The sequence below is a fragment of the Micromonospora sp. BS32 genome (genome assembly GCF_059089345.1).
The window spans coordinates 41290-66312 of sequence record NZ_JBSSHR010000027.1; the positions used below are offsets into that span (position 1 = coordinate 41290).

The 25023-nt window shown below is 72.3% G+C and carries 24 protein-coding genes; 22 read left to right on the top strand and 2 right to left on the bottom strand.

Annotated features, from left to right (window positions below; translation table 11 throughout):
- Nucleotides 1-16: 16 nt before the first annotated feature.
- The 21 genes from AC5RWQ_RS27680 to AC5RWQ_RS27780 all read left to right on the top strand — a co-directional run bounded on the left by AC5RWQ_RS27680 (nucleotide 17) and on the right by AC5RWQ_RS27780 (nucleotide 22346).
- The gene (locus AC5RWQ_RS27680) at nucleotides 17-2482 is read left to right on the top strand and encodes a helicase HerA domain-containing protein (RefSeq protein ID WP_494285569.1); all 2466 of its coding nucleotides are present in this window, start codon (nucleotides 17-19) and stop codon (nucleotides 2480-2482) included.
- Nucleotides 2483-2822: 340 nt separating this feature from the next.
- On the top strand, nucleotides 2823-3683 hold the full coding sequence (locus tag AC5RWQ_RS27685; RefSeq protein ID WP_494285592.1) for a replication-relaxation family protein: 861 nt from the start codon (nucleotides 2823-2825) through the stop codon (nucleotides 3681-3683).
- 471 nt (nucleotides 3684-4154) lie between these two features.
- Complete coding sequence (locus AC5RWQ_RS27690; protein ID WP_494285570.1) at nucleotides 4155-4949, top strand: hypothetical protein; 795 nt, start codon at nucleotides 4155-4157, stop codon at nucleotides 4947-4949.
- 263 nt (nucleotides 4950-5212) lie between these two features.
- On the top strand, nucleotides 5213-6046 hold the full coding sequence (locus AC5RWQ_RS27695; RefSeq protein WP_494285593.1) for a hypothetical protein: 834 nt from the start codon (nucleotides 5213-5215) through the stop codon (nucleotides 6044-6046).
- Nucleotides 6047-6296: 250 nt separating this feature from the next.
- On the top strand, nucleotides 6297-7085 hold the full coding sequence (locus tag AC5RWQ_RS27700; RefSeq protein ID WP_494285571.1) for a MarR family transcriptional regulator: 789 nt from the start codon (nucleotides 6297-6299) through the stop codon (nucleotides 7083-7085).
- Nucleotides 7086-7176: 91 nt separating this feature from the next.
- Nucleotides 7177-7809, top strand: coding sequence for a diguanylate cyclase domain-containing protein (locus AC5RWQ_RS27705; protein WP_494285572.1), 633 nt, complete (start codon nucleotides 7177-7179; stop codon nucleotides 7807-7809).
- A 79-nt stretch (nucleotides 7810-7888) separates the two neighbouring features.
- Complete coding sequence (locus AC5RWQ_RS27710) at nucleotides 7889-8470, top strand: hypothetical protein (RefSeq protein WP_494285573.1); 582 nt, start codon at nucleotides 7889-7891, stop codon at nucleotides 8468-8470.
- Complete coding sequence (locus AC5RWQ_RS27715) at nucleotides 8467-8796, top strand: hypothetical protein (RefSeq protein WP_494285574.1); 330 nt, start codon at nucleotides 8467-8469, stop codon at nucleotides 8794-8796. The genes AC5RWQ_RS27710 and AC5RWQ_RS27715 overlap by 4 nt, the downstream gene beginning before the upstream one ends.
- Nucleotides 8793-9578 carry a DUF6283 family protein gene (locus tag AC5RWQ_RS27720; protein ID WP_494285575.1) on the top strand — a complete coding sequence of 262 codons (786 nt, stop codon included), beginning with the start codon at nucleotides 8793-8795 and terminating at the stop codon, nucleotides 9576-9578. The genes AC5RWQ_RS27715 and AC5RWQ_RS27720 overlap by 4 nt, the downstream gene beginning before the upstream one ends.
- A gap of 212 nt (nucleotides 9579-9790) precedes the next feature.
- On the top strand, nucleotides 9791-10336 hold the full coding sequence (locus AC5RWQ_RS27725) for a hypothetical protein (protein WP_494285576.1): 546 nt from the start codon (nucleotides 9791-9793) through the stop codon (nucleotides 10334-10336).
- Nucleotides 10333-11442: a C40 family peptidase gene (locus AC5RWQ_RS27730; protein ID WP_494285577.1), complete on the top strand. Its 1110-nt coding sequence runs from the start codon at nucleotides 10333-10335 to the stop codon at nucleotides 11440-11442. Before AC5RWQ_RS27725 ends, AC5RWQ_RS27730 begins: the two co-directional genes overlap by 4 nt.
- A gap of 137 nt (nucleotides 11443-11579) precedes the next feature.
- Complete coding sequence (locus AC5RWQ_RS27735) at nucleotides 11580-11990, top strand: hypothetical protein (RefSeq protein ID WP_494285578.1); 411 nt, start codon at nucleotides 11580-11582, stop codon at nucleotides 11988-11990.
- On the top strand, nucleotides 11987-13075 hold the full coding sequence (locus AC5RWQ_RS27740) for a DUF4314 domain-containing protein (RefSeq protein WP_494285579.1): 1089 nt from the start codon (nucleotides 11987-11989) through the stop codon (nucleotides 13073-13075). Before AC5RWQ_RS27735 ends, AC5RWQ_RS27740 begins: the two co-directional genes overlap by 4 nt.
- Before the next feature lie 44 nt (nucleotides 13076-13119).
- Nucleotides 13120-13422, top strand: coding sequence for a hypothetical protein (locus AC5RWQ_RS27745; protein ID WP_494285580.1), 303 nt, complete (start codon nucleotides 13120-13122; stop codon nucleotides 13420-13422).
- Nucleotides 13423-13689: 267 nt separating this feature from the next.
- A complete protein-coding gene (locus AC5RWQ_RS27750) occupies nucleotides 13690-14808 on the top strand; it encodes an AAA family ATPase (protein ID WP_494285581.1) in 1119 nt (372 codons plus the stop codon).
- 20 nt (nucleotides 14809-14828) lie between these two features.
- Nucleotides 14829-16427 (top strand): VWA domain-containing protein, encoded by a 1599-nt coding sequence (locus AC5RWQ_RS27755; protein WP_494285582.1) that lies wholly within the window; start codon nucleotides 14829-14831, stop codon nucleotides 16425-16427.
- A gap of 230 nt (nucleotides 16428-16657) precedes the next feature.
- Complete coding sequence (locus AC5RWQ_RS27760; protein WP_494285583.1) at nucleotides 16658-17656, top strand: DUF4192 domain-containing protein; 999 nt, start codon at nucleotides 16658-16660, stop codon at nucleotides 17654-17656.
- A gap of 77 nt (nucleotides 17657-17733) precedes the next feature.
- Nucleotides 17734-18543 (top strand): hypothetical protein, encoded by an 810-nt coding sequence (locus AC5RWQ_RS27765; RefSeq protein ID WP_494285584.1) that lies wholly within the window; start codon nucleotides 17734-17736, stop codon nucleotides 18541-18543.
- Between the two features lie 642 nt (nucleotides 18544-19185).
- Nucleotides 19186-19758, top strand: a complete 573-nt coding sequence (locus tag AC5RWQ_RS27770) for a hypothetical protein (RefSeq protein WP_494285585.1) — start codon at nucleotides 19186-19188, stop codon at nucleotides 19756-19758.
- A 584-nt stretch (nucleotides 19759-20342) separates the two neighbouring features.
- Nucleotides 20343-20621 (top strand): hypothetical protein, encoded by a 279-nt coding sequence (locus tag AC5RWQ_RS27775; RefSeq protein WP_494285586.1) that lies wholly within the window; start codon nucleotides 20343-20345, stop codon nucleotides 20619-20621.
- 408 nt (nucleotides 20622-21029) lie between these two features.
- Nucleotides 21030-22346 (top strand): hypothetical protein, encoded by a 1317-nt coding sequence (locus tag AC5RWQ_RS27780; RefSeq protein ID WP_494285587.1) that lies wholly within the window; start codon nucleotides 21030-21032, stop codon nucleotides 22344-22346.
- Nucleotides 22347-22460: 114 nt separating this feature from the next.
- On the opposite strand, the gene AC5RWQ_RS27785 is transcribed toward AC5RWQ_RS27780, so the two are convergent.
- Nucleotides 22461-23240, bottom strand: a complete 780-nt coding sequence (locus tag AC5RWQ_RS27785) for a transposase family protein (protein ID WP_494285588.1) — start codon at nucleotides 23238-23240, stop codon at nucleotides 22461-22463.
- A gap of 289 nt (nucleotides 23241-23529) precedes the next feature.
- Nucleotides 23530-24069, bottom strand: coding sequence for a hypothetical protein (locus AC5RWQ_RS27790; protein ID WP_494285589.1), 540 nt, complete (start codon nucleotides 24067-24069; stop codon nucleotides 23530-23532).
- Between the two features lie 243 nt (nucleotides 24070-24312).
- Here AC5RWQ_RS27790 and lepB point away from each other — a divergent pair, with 243 nt between their 5' ends.
- Nucleotides 24313-24834 (top strand): signal peptidase I, encoded by a 522-nt coding sequence (gene lepB / locus AC5RWQ_RS27795; RefSeq protein ID WP_494285590.1) that lies wholly within the window; start codon nucleotides 24313-24315, stop codon nucleotides 24832-24834.
- Nucleotides 24835-25023 lie beyond the last annotated feature (189 nt).

The window sequence follows — 25023 nt, forward strand, 5'->3', positions numbered from 1 at the left end:
TAACAACGCCATCATCATGAGCGCACCAACGCCGGCGCCCGGCCCTGCGGGGCCGGGCGCCGGCTTCCTACCGCCTCTGACCGGGCCCGGCCGCGGGGTGCTCGACGCCACCCAGTGGGCCACGCATCGACCCTGGCTGCTCGCGGTGGCCGCCGCCCTACTGGTCGGCTACATCGCCGGCCGCAACCTCCTCGAATCGTGGCGGCACCGCCGGCACGCCAACGGCGCCCGCCTGGTCACCATCGCCCCACCACCGCAGGTCGACCCGCACAGCGCCGCCGCCCTGTGGGCCAACCTCGCCGGCACCCTGACGCCCTCGCGGCGCAGACGCCGCCTCTACGGCAGCCCGCACGTGGCCTGGCAGTACACGTGGACCGGCCGGCAACTGCTCATCTCGGTGTGGGTGCCCGGCACCGTGCCGCCCGGGGCGCTCGAGGCCGCGATCCGCGCCGCGTGGCCGGGCGCGGCCTGCACCACAGGTGACGCCCCGGCGCCCATTCCCCGTGAGGGTGCGGTCGCGGTCGGCGGGCAGTTGCTGCCCGCCGCCGCGGAGTGGTTGCCGCTGCGCACCGACCACGACACCGACCCACTGCGGGCCCTGATGTCCGCCGGATCGCAGCTCAAGGCCGACGAGTACGCCTGCGTGCAGGTCCTCGCAAGACCCGCCACCTCCCGCCGCGCCGCCCGGGCCCGGCGCGCGGCCGGACGGCTCCGCGAGGGCAAAACCGCCGTGCCCGCGCTCCACCCCGCCGCGCCACTGCTGTGGTTGGTCGAGCTGTTCCTGCCCGCACGCACCACCGCAACCAGCCGATCCGGCTCTCAGGTGGGGCGGCGGGATCCCGGCGTGGAGCGAGACGTGCGGGCGATCCTCGACAAGACCGCCCACCCGCTCTGGGAGACGGGCATCCGCTACGCCGTCGCCAAGGACAGCCGCCGCGGCGGCGCCGACCCGCGGGGCCGGCTGCGGGGTATCGCCGACGCGGTCGCGTCCTCCTTCGCCGTCTACACCGGCCGCAACCGGCTCATCCCCCGCACCCGGATGCCCTCCCCGGCGGCGGTGCTGGCGCAGCGGCGTCTGGGCGCGGGCTTTCTCACCTCTACCCCGGAGCTGGCCGCGCTCGCCGCACTCCCCCAGGACCTGGCGGTGCCGGGCCTGGACCGGGCACGCGCCCGGTCGATGCCCGCACCGGTCGCTCTGCCCACCGGAGGACGCGGCACGAAGGTCCTCGGCGACGCCGAGATCGGCGGGCATCCGGTCGCCCTGGCCGTGCCCGACGCGCGCTATCACATGCACGTGGTCGGATCGACCGGCTCAGGCAAGACGACGCTGCTGGTGAACATGGCCGTCGCGGACATCACCGCCGGCCGGGGCACCGTCGTGATCGACCCGCACGGCGACATGGTCCTCGACATATTGGACCGGCTTCCCGCGTCCGCCGCCGGCCGGGTGGTGCTGTTCGACCCCGACCAGCCCAACCCGCCCACCCTGAACCCGCTGTCCGGCGACGACCCGGACCTGGTCGTGGACAACCTCGTGTCGATCTTCGGGAACATCTTCGCCAAGGCGTGGGGGCCGCGGATGGACGACGTGATGCGGGTGGCGTGCCTGACGCTGCTGCGCCACGCCAACGTCACCCTCCAACACATCCCGCCGCTGCTCAACAGCGCGCAGTTCCGCTCAGCGATGACCGTCGGCCTCGACGACCCGGCCGGGCTGTCCGGGTTCTGGCAGTGGTACGACGAACTCAACCCCGCCCTACGCTCCCAGGTCATCGGACCCGTCCTCGCCCGGCTGCGGGCGTTCCTGCTGCGCGACTTCGTCAAACGCACCATGCGCTACCCGAAATCAAGCTTCGACATGGGCAAGGTCCTCGACGGCGGGGCGCTGCTCGTGCGCATCCCCAAGGGCCAGCTCGGCGAGGACACCAGCAAGCTCCTCGGCTCCCTCGTCCTGGCGCAGGTGTGGCAGGCCGCCACCGCCCGCGCGAAGGTCGCACCCGACAAGCGCCGCGACGCCACCCTGATCATCGACGAGTGCCAGAACTTCCTCACCCTGGCCAACTCCCTGGACACGATGCTCGCCGAGGCCCGCAAGTACCGGCTGTCCCTCGTGCTCAGCCATCAGGACCTCGCCCAGTTCCCCAAAGACCTCCTCGCCGCCGCGTCGGCGAACGCCCGCAACAAGATCTACTTCTCCTGCGCCCCCGAGGACGCCCGCGTCCTGGCCCGGCACACGCTGCCCGAGCTGGACGAGCACGACCTGACCCACCTCGACGCGTACACCGCTGCCACACGGTTGGTGGTGGCCGGGCGACAGACTCCTGCGTTCACCATGAAGACCCGCCCGCCGAGGCCGGTGGTGGGTGAGGCAACGGCGATCCGGCAGGAGGCGGCGAAGGCGGTCCCGCCGCAGGACGGCAGCACCGTCGATGCGCTCGTTGACCGGTTCTCCCAACCACCCGCCCACACTCGTACCCGGTGAAGAAGAGTCAGCCCCTGATGGCCTGATCGCAGGCCGGCGGTCTGTCAGCGGCGATCGACGCCGCTTCCGTGTGGTCTTCCGCAAGCCCTTCCACAGTCCTTCACCACGGAGGCGTTCCAGCACCGGCAGCTGCGACCGGAGTCGACCTGTTCGTGCTGCATAGGGCCGAGGCAAGCCGCACCAGCGCCGGTCGGCTTTCCAGACACCCCTCCACAGGAGGGGTCCTCCTCCTTCCCCTGAAGGGAATCCGCTCGTGTCCAGCGAACGACCTGTCTTTCACCCTCCCTCCTTGAATCCCCGAGACCTCGCCTCCCGCAGCGCCAGCAGCCGCCGCTCTCGGCTGGAAAATCTGCGCCGGTTGACGCTGCGCGACCGTCAGCTCCTCGCGTGGCTCGCCGAGCACTACGTCTTGTCGACGGAGCAGATCACCGAAGCGCTGTTCCCGTCTCGGCGCTCTGCCCGACTGCGGCTGGCCACACTTCACGCCATCGACGCGGTCACCCGGTTCGTCGACATCACCACCGGCGACGGCCAGTACCTGTACGCCCTCGGGCCACTGGGCATGCTCGTGCATCCCACCGCCTACAACGACCCGGACCGGCCGGACGCCAGGCCGCCACGCAGCAGCATTGAGCGCACCGAGCGGATCGTCGGCAGCCGCAGGCTCGCGCACCTGCTGGGGACCAATCAAATGTTCACCGATCTCCTCGCCCACACCCGTAGCCACGACGGGGTGCGGCTGGCGAGATGGTGGTCCGAGCAGCACGCCACGGCCGCCTACGCCATCGCCGGTATCCGCCCGGACGCCCATGGGGTGTGGTGCGCCGATGGCCGGCAGGTCGGGTTCTTCCTCGAACATGACAACGGCACCGAGCCTTTGACCACTGTGCTGCGCAAGCTACGCGGCTACGAGCGCCTGGCAGAGTTCGGGCCCCGCTATCCGGTCCTGCTGCGGGTGCCGAGCCGACGCCGGGAAGCTAACCTTCTCCGCGCGTTGGCCGGGGCGCGCACGGTCATGCCGGTCGCCACCGGAGTACAGGGTGATCATCCCGCCGCGCCGGCGTGGACCCTCGCCGCTGACCCGACCAGCCGCTGCTGTTTGCACGAGCTGCCCTCTGACCACGGCCCGGACAACGCTGCCACGAACCCCCACAGGTTCATCGACGACTCCGAACTTCTCGCCAGTGAGGGGGACGGCTGACAGCGCAGCCGGCAACAAGCACCGGAGATCACCTCCGCGCCTGTATTCGCCGGCCTCTTCAGCAGGGCTGTGTGGTCTGTCAAAAGAACCGATTCTGACGGCGCTCTGACAATCGAGGCAGCGGGTCGTGGGTTGGTCTGACAGAGCAGGTCAACGGCACTTTCCCGCTGATGCAGGAGTCGGGGCGCTGACAGAGCCGACCGCTACCGTCGTCGGCAACACCACCCCCCCATATATCGCTCCACCCGGTTCGGTCCCACCTTCAGGGATCCCTCGCCGCACCTCCCGGTGCGCCGCGCCCACCCGCTTCGGCCGGTCGGCACGCGCCCCGCGCGGCGACCCCGAGGTCGCACCCACCACCCGCACCATCCGCGACGCTTCTGCCCCTGTCTGCCCTGAACCGACCCACGCACCTGGTGGGCCGGTCATCCCTGCGCGTTCTGACGCGCCCGCCCGAAGGAGGAAGCTCTTATGTCCCAGATCGTCAACGGCACCCCGCTGACCCGCCACGGCAGCCGCGTGCCCGCCAGAACGGCCTCCGTCCGGGCCATGCCCGGCCCTGCCCGGCGGCCCGCTCCGCAGCCGATCGCCACGGCGGCCCCGACCATCCACACGATGATCGTGTGCCTGCCCGACGACGTCCCCCAGGAGGCCCTCACCACCGGTCAACTCGCCACGCACTTCGGCGTTCCCGGCACCCTCACCGCCCACTTCTGGGCCGTGCCCGGGCTGCGCCTGTGGCAGCGCCATCTGATGGTCAGCTTGCGCAAGGGCCAGCCCGCGCCCTGCGCCGGGGGTCCGGTCCGCCTGCTCGACCTCGCCGGTATGCGTCACGCCGCCGCGGTCGGCGCCGGTATCCGCCACCAGATCTGGCAACACGCCGTCCACGGCACCCGACCTGCCACCCCGTGGCCCGCCGTGGAGGCACGCCACCTCGCCAACCCCGACCGCTACCCCCACGGCAGCGCCGTCGCCGACTTCCACGCCCAACCCCGCATTCAGGCCATGCGTTTGCACGCCGCCGCCAACCCCGGCCCTGGTCAGCCCGGCATCGGAGAGCTGGAGATGTACCAGGCCGGTCCCCTCGCGTATCAGCACTACAGCGCCGCCGCCGCCGTCGTCGGCGACACCATGCTCACCGTCGAAGGCCGCAAGATCGCTCCCGCCAGCGACGCCTTGGCCGACCGCACCACCTACCTCGAGCAGGCCCTGCGCCACCTCGAGACGCTCGCACCCCACCAGCGGCTCATCGCCGTCGCCCTCTAACGCCGCACACCGGTGAGACGGCGCACTCGGCTTCCCTGCCTGGATGGGGACACCCGGCGCCGCCTGCCCGTCGGGCGGGCGCCCGCACCACCCGGACTGAGCGCCGCGAGCACGCTGACCCCGCGCCGGCCGCTCTCACGGCTGGCGCGTCCACGCCACCGGCACGCCGGGCGCCCCGGACGTGGGGTGCCCGGCCAGTCCGGCCTGCAGCAGGCCGCCCTATTCCTCTTGCGCCACTGTCCCGACAGGAGGCATCCCTGATGGTGCACCGATTGTGGTTCCGGCTCGAGGAGGTCCTGCCATTGGCAGAACACGCCCTCGCCTGCCCCACCCACCGCCTCACCCGCGCCCAAGCCGCCGCAGGCGCACCTGGCGGGCCGGCCCTGACGCTGACCCACCACGGCGCCAGCGGGGTGCTGCGATCAAACGGCGTCCCCGTCTGGCACGACGCCCACGGCGACGAGCAGGACGCCTGCAGCACCTCGTGGCACCCCAGCGCCCTCAGTGGCCCCGCGCCGGCCTTGAGGGCCTTCCTGCCGCTGCGGGGCGGAAGCGGCGATGACCGCCAGCTGATCGATGTCCTGCGCGCCGGACGGGACCTGCACCACCACTGGCTCGTCATCCACCCCCGCAGCCGGCCCGGAGAGGTAATCGACTGTGACAGCGTGCAGGTGCAGGACCACCGCGAGGACCTCGCCCCACCCGACGCCCAGTGGCGTCCCCGCATGGTCACCCCGCCCCAGGTGGGCGACTGGTCCTACCCCGCTTTGGCCGTCATCGGCTACACCACCTCCGCGCAAAGCCTGATCTGCCGCTTCGACACGCCTACCGCCCGACTGATGGCCGCCGACCTCGACGGCCCGTGGCGGTTCGCCACCATGCCCGGGGAGTACCCGCGGCTGCGCTTCGACGGCACCGTCCTCGACGTGCTGGAGGAGCACGACAGCGGCGACGACATCCGCCTGCACGTGCTCGACCGGTGTCTGCCCGACCGCGACGGCTACTACAGCATCGGCGCGCACCTGTGGCTCTGGTACGCCAGCGCCACCAATTCCTGTGCCCGCCCGGGTGTGGCGGGGCCTGACCAGCCTGGCTGACGACGCCCGCAGGATTCTCGCCCCGCCCATCCGCTGCCACGGCAGGCAGCACCTGCCCACGCCGAGATGGGCGGTGGCACTGGCGCGTGGCCGCGTCGAGCCGGCACGCACCGCCAGGCGCCAGAGGTAAACGGGGACGCGCGAGGACGCGCGTCCCGAGATCCGGTCCGTGCACTTGATCGCTGCCGCCCGTCAAGCGTGGATCAGTGCGCAGACCTCACCGCGCACCACAGGACGAAAGGACAGCCGAATGGCTGACATCCCTACTGAGAACGTGTCCGCGCACAGCGCGTTCAAGGTGTTGGCGGCGCTCGCCGAACTCGGCGAGGCCACCGCCGCTGCGGTTGCCGAGCACGCTGGACTGGGCTACTCCACCACCACGCCGAAGCTGCGCGCCTGGGAAGGATCGGGACAGGTCGAGCGGTCCCGCACCGGCGACGGCCGCACGCTGTGGCGGCTCACCGACGCCGGTCGCGCCGCCACCGCCACCATTGGCCCGCAGCCTCCGGCGGCACCGGACACCCCCGACCCGATCATGAAGCCAGAACCCGCCGACGAGCAGAGCCCGGCATCTGACATGCCCCCCGCCACCACGGGGGCAGACGAGCCGAGGCCAGGCAGCGGCGAGCACGAACAGCGGTTAGCTCCCGCCGGCGCAGCCGCCACCGTCGCTGAGGCCAGCGCAGCCGTCCCGGCCGACGGTAGGGGCGAGGGTGAGCCGATGCCGGAGGCCCGGTCGGACGGCCCGGACGCGAGCGAGCCCGCCCGGGACCGGTCCGGGCCGGCGACGTCCCGCCGGTCTGGTGGGTCGCTGCGCGGGGCGGTCCTGGACATTCTCGAGGCCCACCCGGACCGGCAGTACAAGACCGGCGAGCTCGCAAAGCTCGTCGACGCCGCCAACGACGGCATGGGCGCGGCCAAGGCCAGCCCCGGCGCGGTCGTCAACGCGGCCACCAAGCTCGTCGCCGACGGCAAGGCGGTGCAGACCGTCGAACGCCCGGCCACGTTCCAGCTCGCCCCCGCCGCCGGCGGCCGGTAGGCCCACCTGTCAGGTAGCCCGAGGGCGGGCGTCGAAGTTCGCGGCCTCACGCCCGCCCCCGGTGCTCCTTCATGTCCAAGGAGCGTCCCGAGTGTCTCCCATCCTGCGCACGGTCGTCATCACTGTCGGCGGGATCCTCGCCGGCCTCGCCCTCGCCGGTGCCCTGCTCTGGCGGCAGCAGCAAGCCCTGGAAGCGGCCCGCTACGACGCCACCCATGACGACGTCACCGGGCTGCCCAACCGGCGGCTGTTCCTCAGCCGCGTGCGCGCCGCCCTCACCAGCGGTGAGCAGTGCGGGCTGGTGCTGCTCGACCTCGACGAGTTCAAGACGGTCAACGACAGCCTCGGCCACGACAGCGGCAACGTTCTCCTCGCCCACGTAGGGCGGCTCCTCACCGGCCTCGACGCCCCCGTCGAGGTCGCCGCCCGCCTGTCCGGCGACGAGTTCGCGCTGCTCGTGACCGGCGACCACGACGACGTGGCCGCTGCCGCGCGGGCTGCCTGGCGCACCATCAGCGCCGCCCCCATCGCCGTGAACAACGGCGAGGTCCGCATCCGCGCGTCCGTCGGCTACACCCACACCCACCTGCACACCTCGCCCCGGCAACTCCTGGTGGAGGCCGACGAGGCCATGTACCACGCGAAACGCTCCGGCACCGGCGTGTGCGGCCACCAGTTGACGACACCGCCGGGCCGGCGCAGCCGCGACCGCCACCACCGCTGACCCCGCCCACATGTGGAGGACCCCGCAGCCGCCGGCTGCGGGGTCCTTTCCCATTCCTGCCCTGACAAGGGAGAACCTGATGCTGTCCTTCCCCGCTATCCATGCCCTGACCAGCTGCCTTCTGGCCGCCGACACCGACGCCGACACCCTCGGCTGGGGCCACCCGGCGACGCTGCTGCTCATCCACGACCGGCCCGCCGACACCGCCGCGGCGGGAACCGCGTGTGAGATGCGCAGCCTGGAGTTCCCGCTGCACCGCGACGACCTGCTCACCGACCCGGCTGGCCTGCCGGCGCTACTGCACCGCCTCGCCGCCAGCCTCGGCCACCCGGCCGCTCGGACGCCCTACCAGAGCACTCTCGGCGCCATCTTCGGGCGGATCCGCGCCACCACACCCGACGTGCAGTTGATCGCCTGGGCCGCCTGCTACGAGGACATCGTCACCCGCGACGGCCGGCGACGGCAGGGCCGCCGCATCGACGCCGTCGACACCGACGGGGGCCTCTACCACCTCACGCACCTGCGGGGCGAGGACCAGCAGCTGCTGCTCGTCGACGACGCCCCCGACCCGGCTGATACGCCCGCCACGTATCCCGGGCTGGTCGCCCTGCTCACCGCCACCGCCCGCTTCGCCGTCACCGCGCGCGGGAGCGCGTCATGACCGGCCCTGACTCCCGGCGGGCCGGCGATCCCGACGAGCCGATCTTCAGCACCTGCGGACCTGACGGGGCGTCGCTGCGCTGCCAGGTCTGCGGCAGCGTGGACGAGATTGTCCAGGACGAGATGCCGTCGATGGCCGGTTACGGCACCGACGCCTACGCCCGCTGCGCCCGCTGCGGATCCGTCGAGCTGAGCGACCCCGTCTTCGGCTGGCGCGCCACGCCGGGCGCGTGGCCCTCTGCCTCGCCGCAGGAGCACCGCCAGCCGGTCATCGGCGACGGGGCCAGCCCGGGCGGCGGCGGATCGGCGGACGGGAGGACGTCATGAGCGGCGATCACCCCGACGTGCGCGGGCCGGCGACGTCGCCGTGCGGCACCTGCCCTTACCGCCGCGACGTCCCGTCCGGGGTGTGGGACGCCTCCGAGTACGCCAAGCTGCCCGACTACGACGCGCCGACGGCCCTGCAGCCACCCGGGCTGTTCCTGTGCCACCAGGCCGACCGGCGGGTGTGCGCCGGCTGGGCTGGTTGCCACGACGGCGATGAACTGCTCGCGCTGCGGCTGGCCGCCCTGCAGGGGATGAGCCCGCAGGAGATCGCCGCCACCCGCTCCTACACCTCGCCGGTGCCGCTGTTCGGCTCCGGGCAGGCCGCCGCCGAGCACGGCATGGCCGGCATAGACAGACCCGGTCCGAGAGCCAGGCGGGCGATCGAACGCCTGGCCCCGAAGGTCGCCGCACGGGGACTCGACGTCACGGTGCAGACGCTGCCCGCACCGTGGAGGCCCGTTGACGGCGGCTGCCTCACCTGGGCCCTCTCCACCGCCTCCCGGCTGCGGGATCTCGGCTACCCCGCACGGGTCATCAATGTGGCCGGCTGGGTGGATTACCGCGCCGGAATCATCGCCTTCGTGCACCGCACGGTCCTCGTCACCGACAGCGAGCCCACCGCCGGGCAGGTCGTCGACGGGCAGGTCGTCGACGTGACCGCCCGGCAGTTCGACGCGCGGCTGCCCGCACGCTGGCTCACCGGCTGCTCCGACTACCTCGCCGCGCTCGCCCTGGCCAGCGGAGTCGAGCGCGTCACCGTGTGGCCCGAGCCGCGCACCTGAGCACACCCGCCGGCCGCCGCGCGCCGACCTGACCCCGTCCGGCCGCGCCGCGCTCGCACCGGATTCCCCGGCAACGGCACGGCCACGCGACCTCCTCGGTCGCGTGGCCTTCCGCCGTGCCCGAACCCCCTCGCCTCCAGCCCCCTGCTCCACGCCGGCGCACGTGCGCCGCTGCCCCCGTCGCAACCGATCCGTCAGAAGGAGTCACCACTGTGAACACCTGCTGCTACGTCGGCGTCGCCGACCCCGCCAGCCGTCACCTCGTGCATGCCCGGTTCGTGCTGGTCGACGGCCACCCCGCCGCCGTGGTGCCCACCCTCGCCCGGATCTGGGCCGGCCACGCCCACCGCGACAGCGGCGCCCTCGTCACCGCCACGCTGGCGCACGACTGGGAGTACCTCGACGACACGATCACCGCCGACGTCCTCTCCCCGTTCGCCAGCCGGTACCCGATCCCCGGCGTCGGCATGGCTCTGGCCAGCACCGCCGGGGCCGTCGTCGACGCGCCGGAGCCGGTCACCGTGTTCCCGCTGCGCCAGGCCGCGCACCTCGACGCGACCTGGGTCTATCTCATCGAACCCGTGACCGCGACCGTCACGGTGCACAGCGACGACGGCGACTCCCTCGGCCGATACCCGCTCGACACCTGCGCCGCCTCGCAGGCCCGCAGCCGGCCCCACGCCGGAGCCGACACCGCGCGCGAGCTGTCCCGCCGCCCGCGGTGCGTGTCGACGTCACCCAGCGGGGCACGGCGGTGAGCACGCGCGTCCTCGCCGCCATCGGCGCCGGGGTGATCGCGGTGCTCGTGCTGTGCGCCGGTGGGATCGGGGCGCTGTTCACCAGCGGCGGCACCGCCTCCGCCTCCTGCTACCGCGCCGTTGGCCCCGACGGGGCCCCCGTGCTGCCGACCGTCACCGTGTCCCCACCCGGCAGCGGCGACGCCGGCGCGTGGAGCAGCGAGCAGATGGGCAACGCCGCGGCGATCGTCGCCGTCGGCGTCGAGGGCGGCGTGCCGCCGCGGGGCTGGGTGATCGCCCTGGCCACCGCCATGCAGGAATCCACCCTGCGGAACCTGCCCCGCGGGGACCGCGACTCGGTCGGGCTGTTCCAGCAACGACCCTCCCAGGGCTGGGGCACCCCCGCCCAGCTGCGCGATCCCCGCTACGCCGCCGGAACGTTCTACACCGCGCTGCTGGCCGTCGACGGGTGGCAGGCCATGGCGTTGACCGACGCCGCGCAGGGCGTGCAGCGCTCCGCCTACCCGGGCGCCTACGCCACGTGGGAAGACGACGCGATCGCCGTGGTCCGCGTCCTGACCGGCGGCACCCTAGCCGGGCCGGTCGCCGACGATCTGGAGCAGGCGATGAGCAACCCGCTGTGCCTGTTCGACGCCGGTGACGGCCAACCGGGCGGCGAACAGGTCCCCCTGCCTGCCGGTTTCGCCCTGCCGTCGGGCACTGCCCTGCCGGTGGTCACCGCGATCGGCTGGGCCCTGGCGCAGCGCGGCTCCCCGTACACCTTCGGCGGGGACTGCACCGCACCCCATTCCGGCATCCCTGCCCGCCAGTGTGACTGCTCGTCGCTGGTGCAGCAGGCATACCGCGCCGCCGGCATCACCATTCCCCGCATCACCAGCGAGCAGGTCCACGCCGGCACCGACGTCGGTGACTACCGGGACCTGCGGCCGGGGGACCTGCTGTTCATCCCCGGCAGCCGCGGCAGCACCAGCAGGCCGGGCCATGTCGGCATGTACCTCGGCCAGGGGCTGCTGGTCCAGGCGCCCCACAGCGGCGACGTCGTCAAGATCAGCCGCCTGTCCGCCTGGGCCGGGCAGCTCGCCGCCGTGCGCCGCATCGTGGCCTGACCTGCCTGCGCGGCGATCGATCGGCGCTCCTTGACGAGCACCGATCGCTCCGGCGATGCCCTGCGAAGAACCCGCTTGCTGGCACCTCACCGCCGACCACGACCGGTCGGCGGTGTCGCACCCTTGGAGGTTGCACCGTGAGTTGTTCGACCCTGATCGGCGTCACCGCTACCGGCGGCGCCTACACCGCCCGCTGGCTGCACTGGGGCGGCGATCCCGAACAGATGCTGCCGCTGCTACGGCGCATCCGGCAGCACCCGTTCACCCCGCACACCCTCGCCACGGTTCAGGCGCTCACCCGCCACGACTGGCTCACCGTCGACTACGCGGCCCACCAACCCGCTCCCCGTTCCGGCGAGCGGCCGGTTCCCGGCGTCGGTTTCACCGCCGGCCCGCAGGACCGGCTCCGCCGCGACCGGGTCGATCACCCCGTCGCGGGCTACCTGGAGCGGATGTACCTGATCGACGTCGCCACCGACACGGTCGTCGTGTACGAGGCGACCTGCCACGGCCGGTGGCTGCTGCCCGCAGAGGGGGCGCGGCGGTGACCTACCAGCCAGGCGAGCGGGTGACGCTCGTGCACACCAGCGACCCCCACACCCTGCTACGTCCGGGCGAGGAGGGCACCGTGCGCCGCTACGACCCGCGCCAGCAGATCCTCCACGTCGAGTGGGACAGCGGCTCCCACCTGCAGATGGTCCTCGACGGTGGTGACCGCGTCCGCCGTCTCCCCGACGCCACCGGCAGCGAGCCCGGTTGGCAGCGGGTGCTCGCCAGGCTGCGCGCCGCCGGCGCCACCGCTGGTCAGGATGCCGGACGGTGGTGGGCGCAGAACGTCCTCGGTGGCCGGGCCACCGGCGACGTGTCGGCGACCGCGCGGCGGGTCCTCACCGGCCTCGACGACGGCGATCCGCTGGTCATCGACGGGCTTCCCGTCGCCAACCGGTACGTGATCGCCGAGGACTCGGACCGGTACGCCGAGGCCGCCCCGCAGGGGGCGCCGCTGTGGGAGGACCTGGCCCCCGGACAGCGCGACCAGACGCGGTGGGCGTGGTGCGACGGCTTCGACGACGCCGCCGAAGCCGAGGTGGCCCGGCAGTGCCGCATGATCCTGCACCCGAACGGCGACGACCGGGACCTGCGCCACCTGCACCCCGACCGGGTGCGCCTGGGCGGGCCGGGCGTGTTCGCCGGGGACTGGGCGTGGACGGCGAACACCGACGGCGACCTGCGTATCCCGGTCGGGTTCGTCGGCACCCTGGTCGACCTGTGGAACGGGTGGGCGGTGTTCACCTGCACCCGCGCCGTTGCGGAGGCGATCGTCGCCGAGCAGCAGGCCGCCCGCGACCGCTACCGGCGTGAGCTCGCCGCCCACGGTGTCACCGGCGTTCACGCGGACCGCATGGTCGATGAGTCCCTCGCCCAGTTGCGGTTTGACGGCGACGTCATCGTCGCCGACGAAACCCGCGTGCACGGCGACCCGGACGCGGTCGAGCGCATCGCCCCCGACCGGGACGGCCGGTACACGGTCATGGGCCGCGCCTGGACCTGGACTGCCGTGCACCCCTACGACTGCGACCGCATCGCCGGTGACATCCCCGCTCCGGCCGGCCAGCCGACGCCCGAGGCCTGACCCCGTCCTGAGACCACCTGCCTAATCCATGGAAGGACCACACCATGCGCGATGACTGCAACGACGAGTTCGGCGAGTACGCCCACGAGGAGATTCTTCAGAACCTGGTGCGGCAGCTGCTCACCAGCGCCGACCTGGATCAGCTGTGCGACGACGCTGATCTGCCGCAGCTCACCCACGACGACGGCACCCCGGTGACCATCACCTCGGCCCGCGTCTACCGCGACGCCGGGGTGCTGACCCTCGACCGCGGTGTGTGGATCGAGTTGTCCGACGGCAGTGTGTTCGGCCTGACCGTACACATCGGCCGCCGCCCCCGCAGCGAGGTCACCCTCCGCCGCAGCTGACCCACTGCCGGTGCCCCGTGCCCGGTCGACTTGATCGATCCGCGGCCGGGTGCGTTCCTTGTCGTCGCCCACCCGCCCGGTGGCGGCGACACCGCCAATCAGCAGCCCTTCGGGCTGTGCTTGAGCACCACACGGACGTTGCTGGCCGTCCCTGCACAGGGGCCCGGCCCGCCACTGCCCGTCTCCGCCGCGCGGACACCGCACCACTTCGCCCGCGCACCCGGAGACGGGTGCGCGGGCCCGACCCCTACGACAGGAGACCCCCGCATGGACCCTGCAACCCCGCCCACCATCAACGGCGCCCCTGCAGACTCCGGTGAGGGACGCCGGCCCGGCTACCTCTACCGGCAGGTCGCCGCCTACCTCGCCAGCCAGCCCGACCAGTGGTTGAAGGTCGGCCAGGTCACCACCGCGATCGCCGCCCGCTCCACCGGCGCCGTGTTCGAAGCCTTGAAGAAGATGGCCGCCGCCGGTTACGCCATCCACTTCAGCGGCCCGCACCGCTTCCAGATCACGCAGGCGGGCATCGACGCCGCCGGGACACTGCCCCCACCCGCCCCGCGCGCTTCCGTTGCCCGGGGGTCGGGGCGGCGGCAGCCGGTGGCACGCCCGAACGGCGACCTGTACTTCCCGCGCAAGCTCGCCGGGGCCACGGACGTGGACGTGCTGCGCCAGCTGCGGGACAAGCGGATCCCAGTGCTGCTCTACGGGCCGCCCGGCACCGGCAAGACCGCCCTCGTCGAGGCGGCGTTCCCGGACCTGCTCACCGTCGCCGGCACCGGCGACACCGTCGTGGAGGACTTCCTCGGCAACTTCATCCCCCTGCCCGACGGCGGCTTCGAGTTCGTCTACGGCCCCCTCGTGGTCGCGATGCGGGAAGGCAGGAGCCTGCTGGTCGACGACGCCACCCTCATTTCGCCGAAGGTTCTCGCCGTGCTGTATCCGGCGATGGACGGCCGGCGGGTCATCAGCATCCCCGGCTACCGCAACGAACGCGTCGAAGCCGTCGACGGGTTCTACGTCGTCGCCGGCCACAACCCCGGCGTGCACGGCGCGATCCTCACCGAGGCCCTGGCGTCGCGGTTCGACGTGCACATCGAGGTCACCACCGACTGGGACCTCGCCCGCCACCTCGGCGTCCCCACCCCCGCCGTGCAAGCGGCCATGGCGCTCAACGCCGACCTCGCCGCCGGGCGGCTGTCGTGGGCGCCGCAGCTGCGCGAGCTGCTCGGCTTCGCCCGCGTCCGCAAGACCCTCGGCCTGCCCGCGGCGGTGGCGAACCTCGCCGGCCGCGCCCCAGAGCAGGACCGCGAGGCGGTCACCGCCGCCCTGCAGCAGCAGTTCGGCACCGATGTCGCCGCCCTGACCCTCGGCAAGCAGCGCTAACCCCTGGAAGGAGAACGCTTATGCCTCACCCCCACAGTCACCTGCAGCCCGGCACGACCGTGCCCCCGGTCGGCGACCCGGACTGGCAGGAATGGAGCCACGCCTGGACCCGGCACATCCCGGTCCTGACCGGCCGCGACGATCTGACCGTCACCGTCGCCCCCGGCGCGGGCGGCGGCGCCCCGGCCTGCTTCTACCCCGATACCGGCCGTATCGAGGTCGATGCCACCCACATCGGCACCCCGGATGTCGCCAACCCCCGCCGCGCCGGCCACAAGCGCCTGGTGCCCACCGCCTACGGGCTGCTCGTGCACGAAGCCGCGCACGCCGCCCACAGCCGCTGGCGCACCCCACCCGGCACGCCACCAGTCGTGGCCCACGTCGCCGAGCTCCTCGAAGAGTCCCGCATCGAGTACCGGCAGCGCAGCCGCCGGCGCGGCGACCGGCGATGGCTGCGCCACACCGTCACCACCCTGGTCAACGCCGACGACGCCCCCGTCGACGACCCGTGGCACGCCGGGCACCTCGCCGCCCTGCTCCTCGCACGGGTCGACGCCCGGATCATCACCGCGAGAGACATTCGCGGTGTCCGCGCCGCCGTCAGCACCGTTCTCGGCCGCAGGCGGCTCCTCGGGTTGCGCGAGGTGTGGCGACAAGCCCACGCAGCCGACGACGCTGACGGCGACACCATGATCGACCTCGCCCGACGGTGGTGCCGGATCCTCGGCATCGACCCCCGCCGGCAGCCGCAGGTCCCCACCCCGGATCCCGGTATGTTCGCCGGCCGCCTCGCCCAAGCACTCGCCGACTACCTCGCCCACGCCACCGGCCTCACCCCCACCGCATACCGCGACCGGCAAATCAGCACCCGCTACGCCGCGCCCGCCACCTGGACCCTGCGCGAGGCCACCGACGCCGAATGCGCCGCCGCCGGAACCCTCGCGGCCCGGCTGCGCCGCGCTCGCACCCACCAGCCCGAACCCGACACCCGACCCAGCCCCCTCCCGCCGGGAAGGCTGCGCACCCGCCACGCCATCACCGCCCAAGCGCAGATCGCCGCCGGCGCCAGCCCCACCGCCACACCGTGGCAACGCCGCGCGCACCTGCGGCCGCCAAAGCCGACCCTGCACCTGGGCGTCGTCGTCGACGCCTCCTACTCCATGCACCCCTACGCGGCACCGATGTCGTCGGCCGGGTGGATCCTCGCCCACGCCGCCCGCAGCAGCGGCGCGGTCACCACCACCATCGCCTTCGGCAGCACGGCGACCCTGCTCGTCGCACCCCGGCAACGCCCCACCCAGGTCCTCGACCTGCGCGCCGACGGTGGCAGCAGCGCCTTCACCGACGCGGTGAAACTCGCCGACGAGGTCCTGCAACTGCGCCAACCCGGCCGGCTGCGCATGCTCGCCGTGGTCTCCGACGGCGACCTGCCCGACATCGACCCCGCCCAACGCCTCATCACGACCCTGCACCGGGCGGGCTGCGCCGTGCTGTGGCTGCGGCCCGCCGACCTGGACGGGCACACCTTCACCGACACCACCACGCTGCTGGTGGCCGACCCGGTGCAGGCGATCGGCCACATCGCCGACGTCGCCGTCACCGCCCTCGAGCGCGCCTGACAGACGGCCCCCGGCACGACGAGCCCGCGTTCGCCTGCCCTCGCCGGCGTCGCCCCGGCCGCCGCAAGCCCGCGGCACATGACCTGTGCGCCGCCTCGGGGCGGCATCGCGGGGCCCCTCTTCCTGCACCGCCATAGGCCGCATGCCCGGCCATCCGCGCATCAGAGCGCACCCCCGGGCACGGCCGATCCGCCATGCCCGGGATCCACCTCGACACCACGGGAGACACCGTGAGCTACCCGAACCCGCGCCTACCGATCGCCTCCCCTGCCGACCTGCTCACCGCCGTGCCCTACCTGCTCGGCTTCCACCCCACCGACAGCCTCGTGACCGTCGGCCTCGCCGGCACCCGGGTCGCCGTCGCCAGCCGCACCGACCTGCCCCAGCCCGCCGACGTCGCCGCCTGGGCGCAGGAGATCTCACCGTCGCAGATCCGCATGCTCCACCACGCGGCGGCGACCCGCGCCATCGTCATCGGCTACGGCCCAGCCACCACCGTCACCCCGGTCATGGACACCATCGTGGCGCGGCTGACCGCCGCCGGCCTCGACGTGTTCGACGCCCTACGCGTCACCGACAGCCGCTACTTCTCCTACTTGTGCCAGGAACCCGCCTGCTGCCCCACCGACGGCATGCCCTTCGACCCCCACCGCAACGACGTGACGATGCACGCCATCGTCGCCGGCTGCCACGCCCTGCCCGACCGGGCCGCGCTCGTCGCCAGCATCGCCCCCACCCACGGGCCCGCCCGCGACACGATCACCGCCGCGACCGCCCGCGCACGCACACGCCGCCGCACCCTCACCATCACCGAAGGCCGCGACGGCCTGATCCACGCCGGCAAAGCCGCAATACGCACAACGTTCGCCCGCTACGGCGACGAGCAGGTGCTCACCGATGACGAGCTGGCCTGGCTCACCGTCCTGCTGCCCACGGCCGCGATCCGCGACGCCGCATGGCGGGCCACCGACTCGCTGCCCTGGCACGTCGCCCTGTGGACCGACGTCACCCGACGCGCCCACCCACCGCTGGCCGCCCCACCGGCCAGCCTGCTCGCCTTCGCCGCCTGGCGCCGCGGCGAAGGCGCACTCGCCAGCGTCGCCATCGACCGCGCCCTTACCGCCGACCCCACCTACCCCCTCGCCCAGCTCATCGACCAGGCCCTACGCGCCGGGCTTCCCCCGTCCGTGCTCGACGGCTGGCCCCACACCGACCCGCACACCCGATGACCACCCGCCACCACTTCTGAAGACCCCTACCCCGGCCCCTGATGGCCACCCCGCTCACCCGCGCAAGGAGATCGACCATGACAGTGCTTCTTGTCCACAAGTACACCGGCACAGCGGTCAGCGATGACGCACTTGCCGCCGCCAGGCACCACGGCGGCCCGCTGGGAATGACCGCCGCGGCCATCGCCGACGGCTGCGAGGCCCTCGCCTCAACCGAGGCCGACCTCGCCGATCTTGTCGAGGCCATCGCCGAGCACCTCACCACCGTGCGGTGCAACCTCACCGCCGCATCCGGGGAGGCTGTGCCCAGCGTCAACCCGCTTGGCGTTCTGCAGGCTCACGGCCCCCGACTCGACGCCCTGGTCAGCCAGCGCGCCACCCAGATCCACCACTTGCGGGCCCTGGTGCGCATCTGGCTCACCCACCACCAGCAGTTCGCCCCGACCGATCCGGCCGAGCGGGTGCGCCAGTTCGCCGAGCGCGTCCTGGCCGCGATCGACGACGACATCGCCGAAGGGATCGTCCCGGCAGGGATCAGCTCGTTCACCGACCTGCACTGCCACCTCGACGCCAACGACTACCTCATCACCGCTGGCGTCCCCTACGACGGCTCCCAGGCCAGCATCGACCTCACCGTCGCGGTGCAGGACCTGGTCGTCGCGCGGCTTCGCACACCCGGCCGGGTGTTTTGCACCCACGGCCGGTGCACCTTCGCCGCGCACGATCACACCACCGGGCACGGCGGCGACGGGGAAGCCCTCGACGCTCCTGCGCCGATGCGGTGCCGGCACTGCGGCCAGCCCGCCCACTACGACCACCGGCTGGCCGACTACCGCCACGACGACCCCTGCGCGCCGGACTGCTTCCTCATCCACCGCAACGACTGACACCACCACGACCGCGCCGCCGACACGTGCCAACCCCACGCCGCCGCTCGAGCGCGCGCGGCGGTGACTTGATCTATCCGGAAAGTCGAGCGTCACTGCACCCGGTCGCCACCCCGGCGAACCCGACAGCGGCATCCCCACACCGCTGGCCGGGGTGGCGGCCATCCGAGCCGACACCGCCTTTCGAAGGGCAACCCTGATGACCCAGGCGCACCGCCGTGCCGTACCGGGCACCGTCACCGACGTCCTGCTGTGGCTGCTCGCCGCCGACGTCGCCGCCGGCCACCCACCTCACCCCGAGCGGCCTGACCGCTGCGCGAACCTGCGCTGCGCAAGCGAGCCATACCCGTGCCCGCCCGCCCGCGACGCCCAACGGGCCCACCGCGCTGCCACCCGGCCCACACTCCTGGCCCGCGGCCGGGCACGGGTGGCCGCACCGGTCGCCGCCGCAGCGACCCCCGATTCGTCGGCTGGTTCCACCGCACCCCACCCGGGCAGCAGCGCCCGGGGTCGTCGCCGCGCGCCGCGTGACCTCAACTGGCCCCTACCGCCGCGTTCCGCACAGCGATCGCGTCGCCGGATGCGGCACGACATGAGAACAGGGAGAACGACATCCTGCTGGACACCGCTTACCCCTTCGACGTGAACAACCGCGCCTACCAGTGGTTCCTCACTCTCGCCGGGGAACACTTCGAGGTCGTCGGCTGGGACGAGGCCGCTACCGGCCGACCCACCATGCTCACCCTGATCGACATCGGCAGCCACGACGCGTTCAGCCTCGCCCTGCTCGACACCGCCGAGGACCGCCAGCCCCACACCCTGCTCGCCGTGACCACGAGCGCAGCCCTGTCCCTGCACGGCCCCATCGCCGGGCGGGCCACCGCCGCCGACTACGCACCCCACCTGGTCGTGCACAACGCCGACGTCGCTGCCACCACACCAGCCGCCCTGCACCACCCGAACACGCTGGCCGTCGACCCCGATGAGTGGCTGACCGTCCCACCCGACATCACAGCAGCCGCCCACACCACTGCGCTGGACACGGCGTCGAGCGTCGGCCTGGTGCTGCTCGACCGCGACCGCGCGCACCTTGTCGTGGTCGGCCCCGTCCCCACCGCGGCCGACACCCATGCGTGGCAGCCCGAGGCCGACGGGTGGCCGCCCGTCGACCGCCTCACCGTCGACCTTCACCCACCCATCCCCGAGTCGGCCTGACGGGCCAAGCCTCCCCGCGCGCCGGTCCGACCTGTCCCGAACCGGCGCCCCCTCGCCACGACCAACCGTGACGACGGATCCTGGCTGTTCGGCGTCACCGTGCGCACCGCCAGTCCCAGCGGTGAACCTGCGCCGGGGAGGCCCCCCCTTCGCGCCGTCTTGGCAACAGCGGTGGTCGACTCCCGCCACGGCATCGGTGGGAACGCGGCAGTGACCCAACAACACCACCAGCGGCTACCCCAACCCGCTGAACTCGCCGAGTCACACCCGCTGCGGACAACAGCGCCATCACTGCGCCAAGCCAAACACCGCCGGATACAACGCGCACCTCGCCGATCCCGCATCGCGCGCCGCCACCCCCTTTTTCGGCAACCACGCACTCGCTGCGCCCCGGCTCGCCCTAACAGCGGCCCGCTCTCACCTCACCGGCGCCGCTGCTACCGCAGCGGCGGCGCCCGTTCACCAGCAGGAGAACCCATGGAACCCGTGCCCGACCCCGACCACCAACCTGACCGCATCACGTGCGGCACTGACCTCAACGTCGGCGACCCGGTCCTCGGCAAGTCGCGGCTGCTGTCACGGCAGTGCGACACCTGCATCTTCGCCCCCGGCAACAGGATGCACCGCGCCCCGGCAGGCTGCGTGACCTCATCACCGAAACCCGCCGGCGCGAGTCCTTCGTCGTCTGCCACGACACGCTCCCGCACTACCGGTATCCCGAGGCCAGGCCGGCGATCTGCCGTGGCTTCGCCGACCGCTACCACACCCAGGCGCTGCAGCTCATCGAGCGGCTCTTCTGCTTCGTCGAGGTCGACCCGCCGCAGCCACCCGATACCCCCACCACCAGCGCCCCAAGGAGCTGAACCATGACCGGCATAAACGACGATGTGACCCTGGCCGAGCCTTGCCGCGGTACCGGCACTCTGCCGCTGCTGGCCACCCTTTTGCAGAAGGGGACCCGCGCTGCGGTACGCCACATGTTCACCGCCGTCGGCCACCTGGCGCGCCGGGCCACTGCGGTGGTGTGGCACGCCGCCGCACGGGCGCACGTCACCTCCCGCAAGGCCCAATCAATCGCCGCCCCGCCCCAAGCCCCGAGTAGGGCGGTCAACGCGCAAGCGGCGCCGACAGATGCAGTGCAGTCAGATCGCCCGCGGCTTCATGCCCCTGATCACACACGGGGCGAACGGGGAGGGTGTGCCGCCCATCGCCTGGTTACCGGCACGACGGCGGGACCACGAGACACGTCGATGCCGTCTAGGGTCCCTGCCATGTCGACTTCCTCTGGAGTGCCCGGATGCGCTCCGCGTCGCCGCGCCATGGGCGGTGTCGCGGCGACCATGGTCGCGGCCCTGCTCTGCGTATCCGGGTGCGGGCAGCCGCCACCTCCTGGCGGCTACCCGTCGGCGTCCCCGACCCACACGAAGGTCCAGGTCGACGACTGGGCTCTCATCCAGGACCGGTTGACCGCACAGGCCACGGCCCTGCTGGCCGGAGACGAATCCGGCTGGCTTGCGGCGGTCGACCCCGACAACGCGGCCCTCGTCGACCGCTACCGGCAGATGTTCCGCGCGCTGCGCGGCCTACACGTCACCCGATGGGATCCGATCTTCCCGGACAGGCCGGGCTTCGACCTCGCCGCCGCGAAAGACGTGGCCGTCGGTGTCCGCTACGGCCTCGCCGCCGGCGAACGCGACGGCCCGACGACGCCACCCGCCGCAGCGCCCGCCGACCTCACGCTGCTGATGGACGTCGCCCGCCGCGGCCCCCAAGCCCAATACCTGATCAGCGACCTGCGGATACCCGCCCAGGACAACGTGCGCCGCCCGCTGCCCTGGGAGACACCCGGCCTCACCTTCGCCGACGGGCGGCGGGTCACCGTCGCGGCGCCACCCGGACAGCAGGCCCGGCTGTCCACCGCCGTCGCCGCAGCCGACCAGGCTGCCACCGCCACCGACCGGTACGCCGCTCTGATGGGCCAACAGCCGCCCGCCCGCTACATCGTCTACCTGGCCGGCCCCAACGAATGGAAGACCTGGCGCGGCGGATCCCCGGGCACGAACTACACCGGATACGCCTACCCGGGCGGGTCCCTGCAGTACGAGGTGGTCATCCGCACCGACGCCCCGGAGAACCTCACCGATCTGCTGCGCCACGAATTCGGCCACGTGGTCACCCTCGGCGGCGCTCGACCCAGCCCCCACACCAGCGACTTCGACGCCTGGTTCATCGAGGGCATCGCCGAGTACATCGGCGCGAGAGGCGGCCCGACGGCAGCTGATCCGAACGTGCTCTGGGCCCGACGCTGGCACCAGGGCAAACCCCGAATGCGGCGCCTCGACCTGGACCAGGTCAAGCCGCAGCGCGGCGCCAGCGCGGGTGAGGTGGCCTCGTTCTACGGCACCGGACACCTCACCGTCGACTGTATGGCCCGCCACTATGGCCAGCGCCGCATGTTCGACTTCTTCACCGCCGTGGTGCGGCAGGGACAAGGCCCCTACGACGCGTCACCGAAGGTCTACGGGGCGGGCTGGGACGCCGTGCAGCATGTCTGCCTGAACGACATTTACCGCACCCTCGGCCGGTAGCGCCGGCCGGTAGCGCGTTCCGGCGCGCTAGCTGATGTCGGCGTACGGGAACGAGCCGCACCTAAGGGATGTCTCGTAACGGGGTGAAGGCGTTGCCTGGCACCGGGCCGGTGGTCAGCCGGTGAGGATGATGTTGTGGAGGTTGGCGATGCCGGAAGCGGCATCGGTCAATGTGTGGGCGGCGCGGCGGTAGTCGCGCAGGATCTTGAAGCACTTCTGCCTGGCCAGGGCGTGTTCGACCCCTGCTCGGACGGTCCGATGTTCGACGTTGAGGGCTTCCTTCCAGGCGGGCAGGTCGCTGCCGTCGGTGGGCTTGCGGTACGGCATGATCACCTCGGGGTTACCGCGGTAGCCGCCGTCGGCCATCACCGGCCGCCTGTTCAACTTCTCCTCGATCCCTGAAGTGCGGTAGGCGATCGTGTCGTTGCGGTTGCCGGGCTGTGGGTCGCCGACGGCGATGACCAGGCGGGTGCTGGCGTCGATGGCGACCTGCAGGTTGGTCGAGTACCGGTAGCTTTTGCTTTTGGCGGCCAGGCGGTGATCGCGGGTGGGGATCAGGGTGCCGTCGACGATGGCGATCTGGTCGACAGGCCGTCGGCGCACCGGCGCCAGGGCCAGCAGCGGGCCGAGGGTGTCGATGACCCGGTGCGCAGCCGAGTGCGAGACCCCGAACAGCGGGCCGATCTGCCGCATCGTCAGGTTCGTGCGCCAGTACGCGGCCACCAGCAGCACCCGATCGGCGAGGTCGAGGGCCCACTGCCGGCCCGGCCGGCCATCAGCGATGCCGTCCCCGCCACGCTCGGCGACCAGGCGGACCAGCCTGCGGAACTGGGCGGGCTGCAGCCCCGTGAACGGAAAGATCCATTCAGGGTGGGCTGCGGTGATCACCTGCACCCAGGCATCCTGACCGACCGTCCTCAACAGACAGACACCGGGGTTACGAGACATCCCTTGGGCTCGCCGTGATGCACAGAGGCCCGCCTGCCTGTGTATCGCGTATCGATCGCGATAGCCGTAGTCGTTGCTGGCGGGCTACTTAGCGCGGTCACGGTCGGTCACCGCTTGGCCGTGCCGCGCTCATGGGGTCGTGGCAGAAGAGTGTGGGTGGGCTTCTACCCACTAGCAGCCGTGCAAGGTCACGCCGGGGCGGGGCGGCGTGCTGGTCGCGCCACCGCCTGTCCGGTCATGCCGTCGGGTGGTCACCGAAGCTGGCCATCGGCACGCCAACCGCCTTCTCGTACAGCACCACATTGCTGAGACCTACCCGTCGCCCGTCAGCGAGGCTCCGGCACGACGGCCACAGGATCGACCGCAGTGCCGGATGCTCGACGACGCGGAGCGACTCACTCGACTCCAGCTCCACCCCGCTCTCGTCACACCAGGCGACGACAGCGGCCCAGAACCGCTCCACCGTCTCCCAGCCCTCCACCGTCCGGGGTCCGCGCAACGGCAGCAGCTCCTCCGTGGTGAACAGTCCCTCCGTCCCGTGTGACGCCGCGTTCTGAAGATCCTCGAGAAAGTCCAGCGCGATGCGCGACGCGTCGCCCTCCTCAACCAGCAACTCCTCAACGACGGCAAGGGTTGCCGTGACCCGCCCGCTCCTACGCTGCACCACGTCCATGACGACGTCCCGCACCGGGATCTCGCCACCCGCAGTGGGCAGCCCGGCAGCGGCCATGAGCCGCTCGACGGGAGTCAACGGTCGCCGTTTGAGAAATCCCACTGGCATCCCTTCGGTAACCGCGGCGTCCGGAACGGTCGCCGTCCGGGTCGCATGATCATGCCAGCCGCGTCCGCCGCGCCAATCAGTTTCGCTTCTGCCTGGCCTGCTGGTCGCGGCCCAGCCGCCGAACGCCGCCCGCGCGGATCGCGGCATGACAGCGCATGTGACCTTGGGGCAGCAGTGCCGGGTAGCGCCGCGCCCGGCGGACCGCACGGCACCGCCGCTTCTGGCAGGATCCGTCGGATGCGCAGACTGATGGTGCTCCTTCTCGTGATGGCTGCTGCCGGCTGCGGCGACGGTGACGCGACCGAGACGGGAGCCGCCGAACAGTTCACCCAGGGCGGCGTCAGTATGGAGCCGACGGTCAAGGCCGGCCAGGTTGTCAACGCACGGACAGTAACCGGCACGTATGAGGCACGGCGCGGCGATGTCGTCCTGATCCGTTCCCCCGGCGGTCTCTGGGGTGACCGTAAGGCGCCGCTGCTCAAACGCGTCGTCGCGGTCGGCGGCGAAACCATCGCCTGCTGCGATACCTCGGGCAAGGTGACGGTCGACGGTAAGCCGCTGGCCGAGCCGTATGTGGCTGAGGACGCGTCGCTCGACGAGCCGCCGAACCCAAACTACTGCGGGCCGCGCCGGTTCGCCGCGGTTACCGTGCCGGCCGACTCCGCCTTCGTCATGGGCGATAGCCGCGCCCGGTCGAACGACTCCCGGTGTGCCGGGCCGGTGCCGGTGTCGTCGGTCTTCGCCGTAATGGTCGACTGACCAGGGCGCACCTGACACTTGCCACGGACGTACGGAGGTGGCCGACGCTAAGCGCGCGGACGGCGGCAGATCCGGTCATTCCTTTCGCGAGGCGGCCGCGTCGAGCACCCGCTGGATCAACTGGGTGGTTGAGATTCCTCCCGTACGCCGAACGTAAGTGAGTTTCCCGGCTGCTGCAGCGGGCCCGTA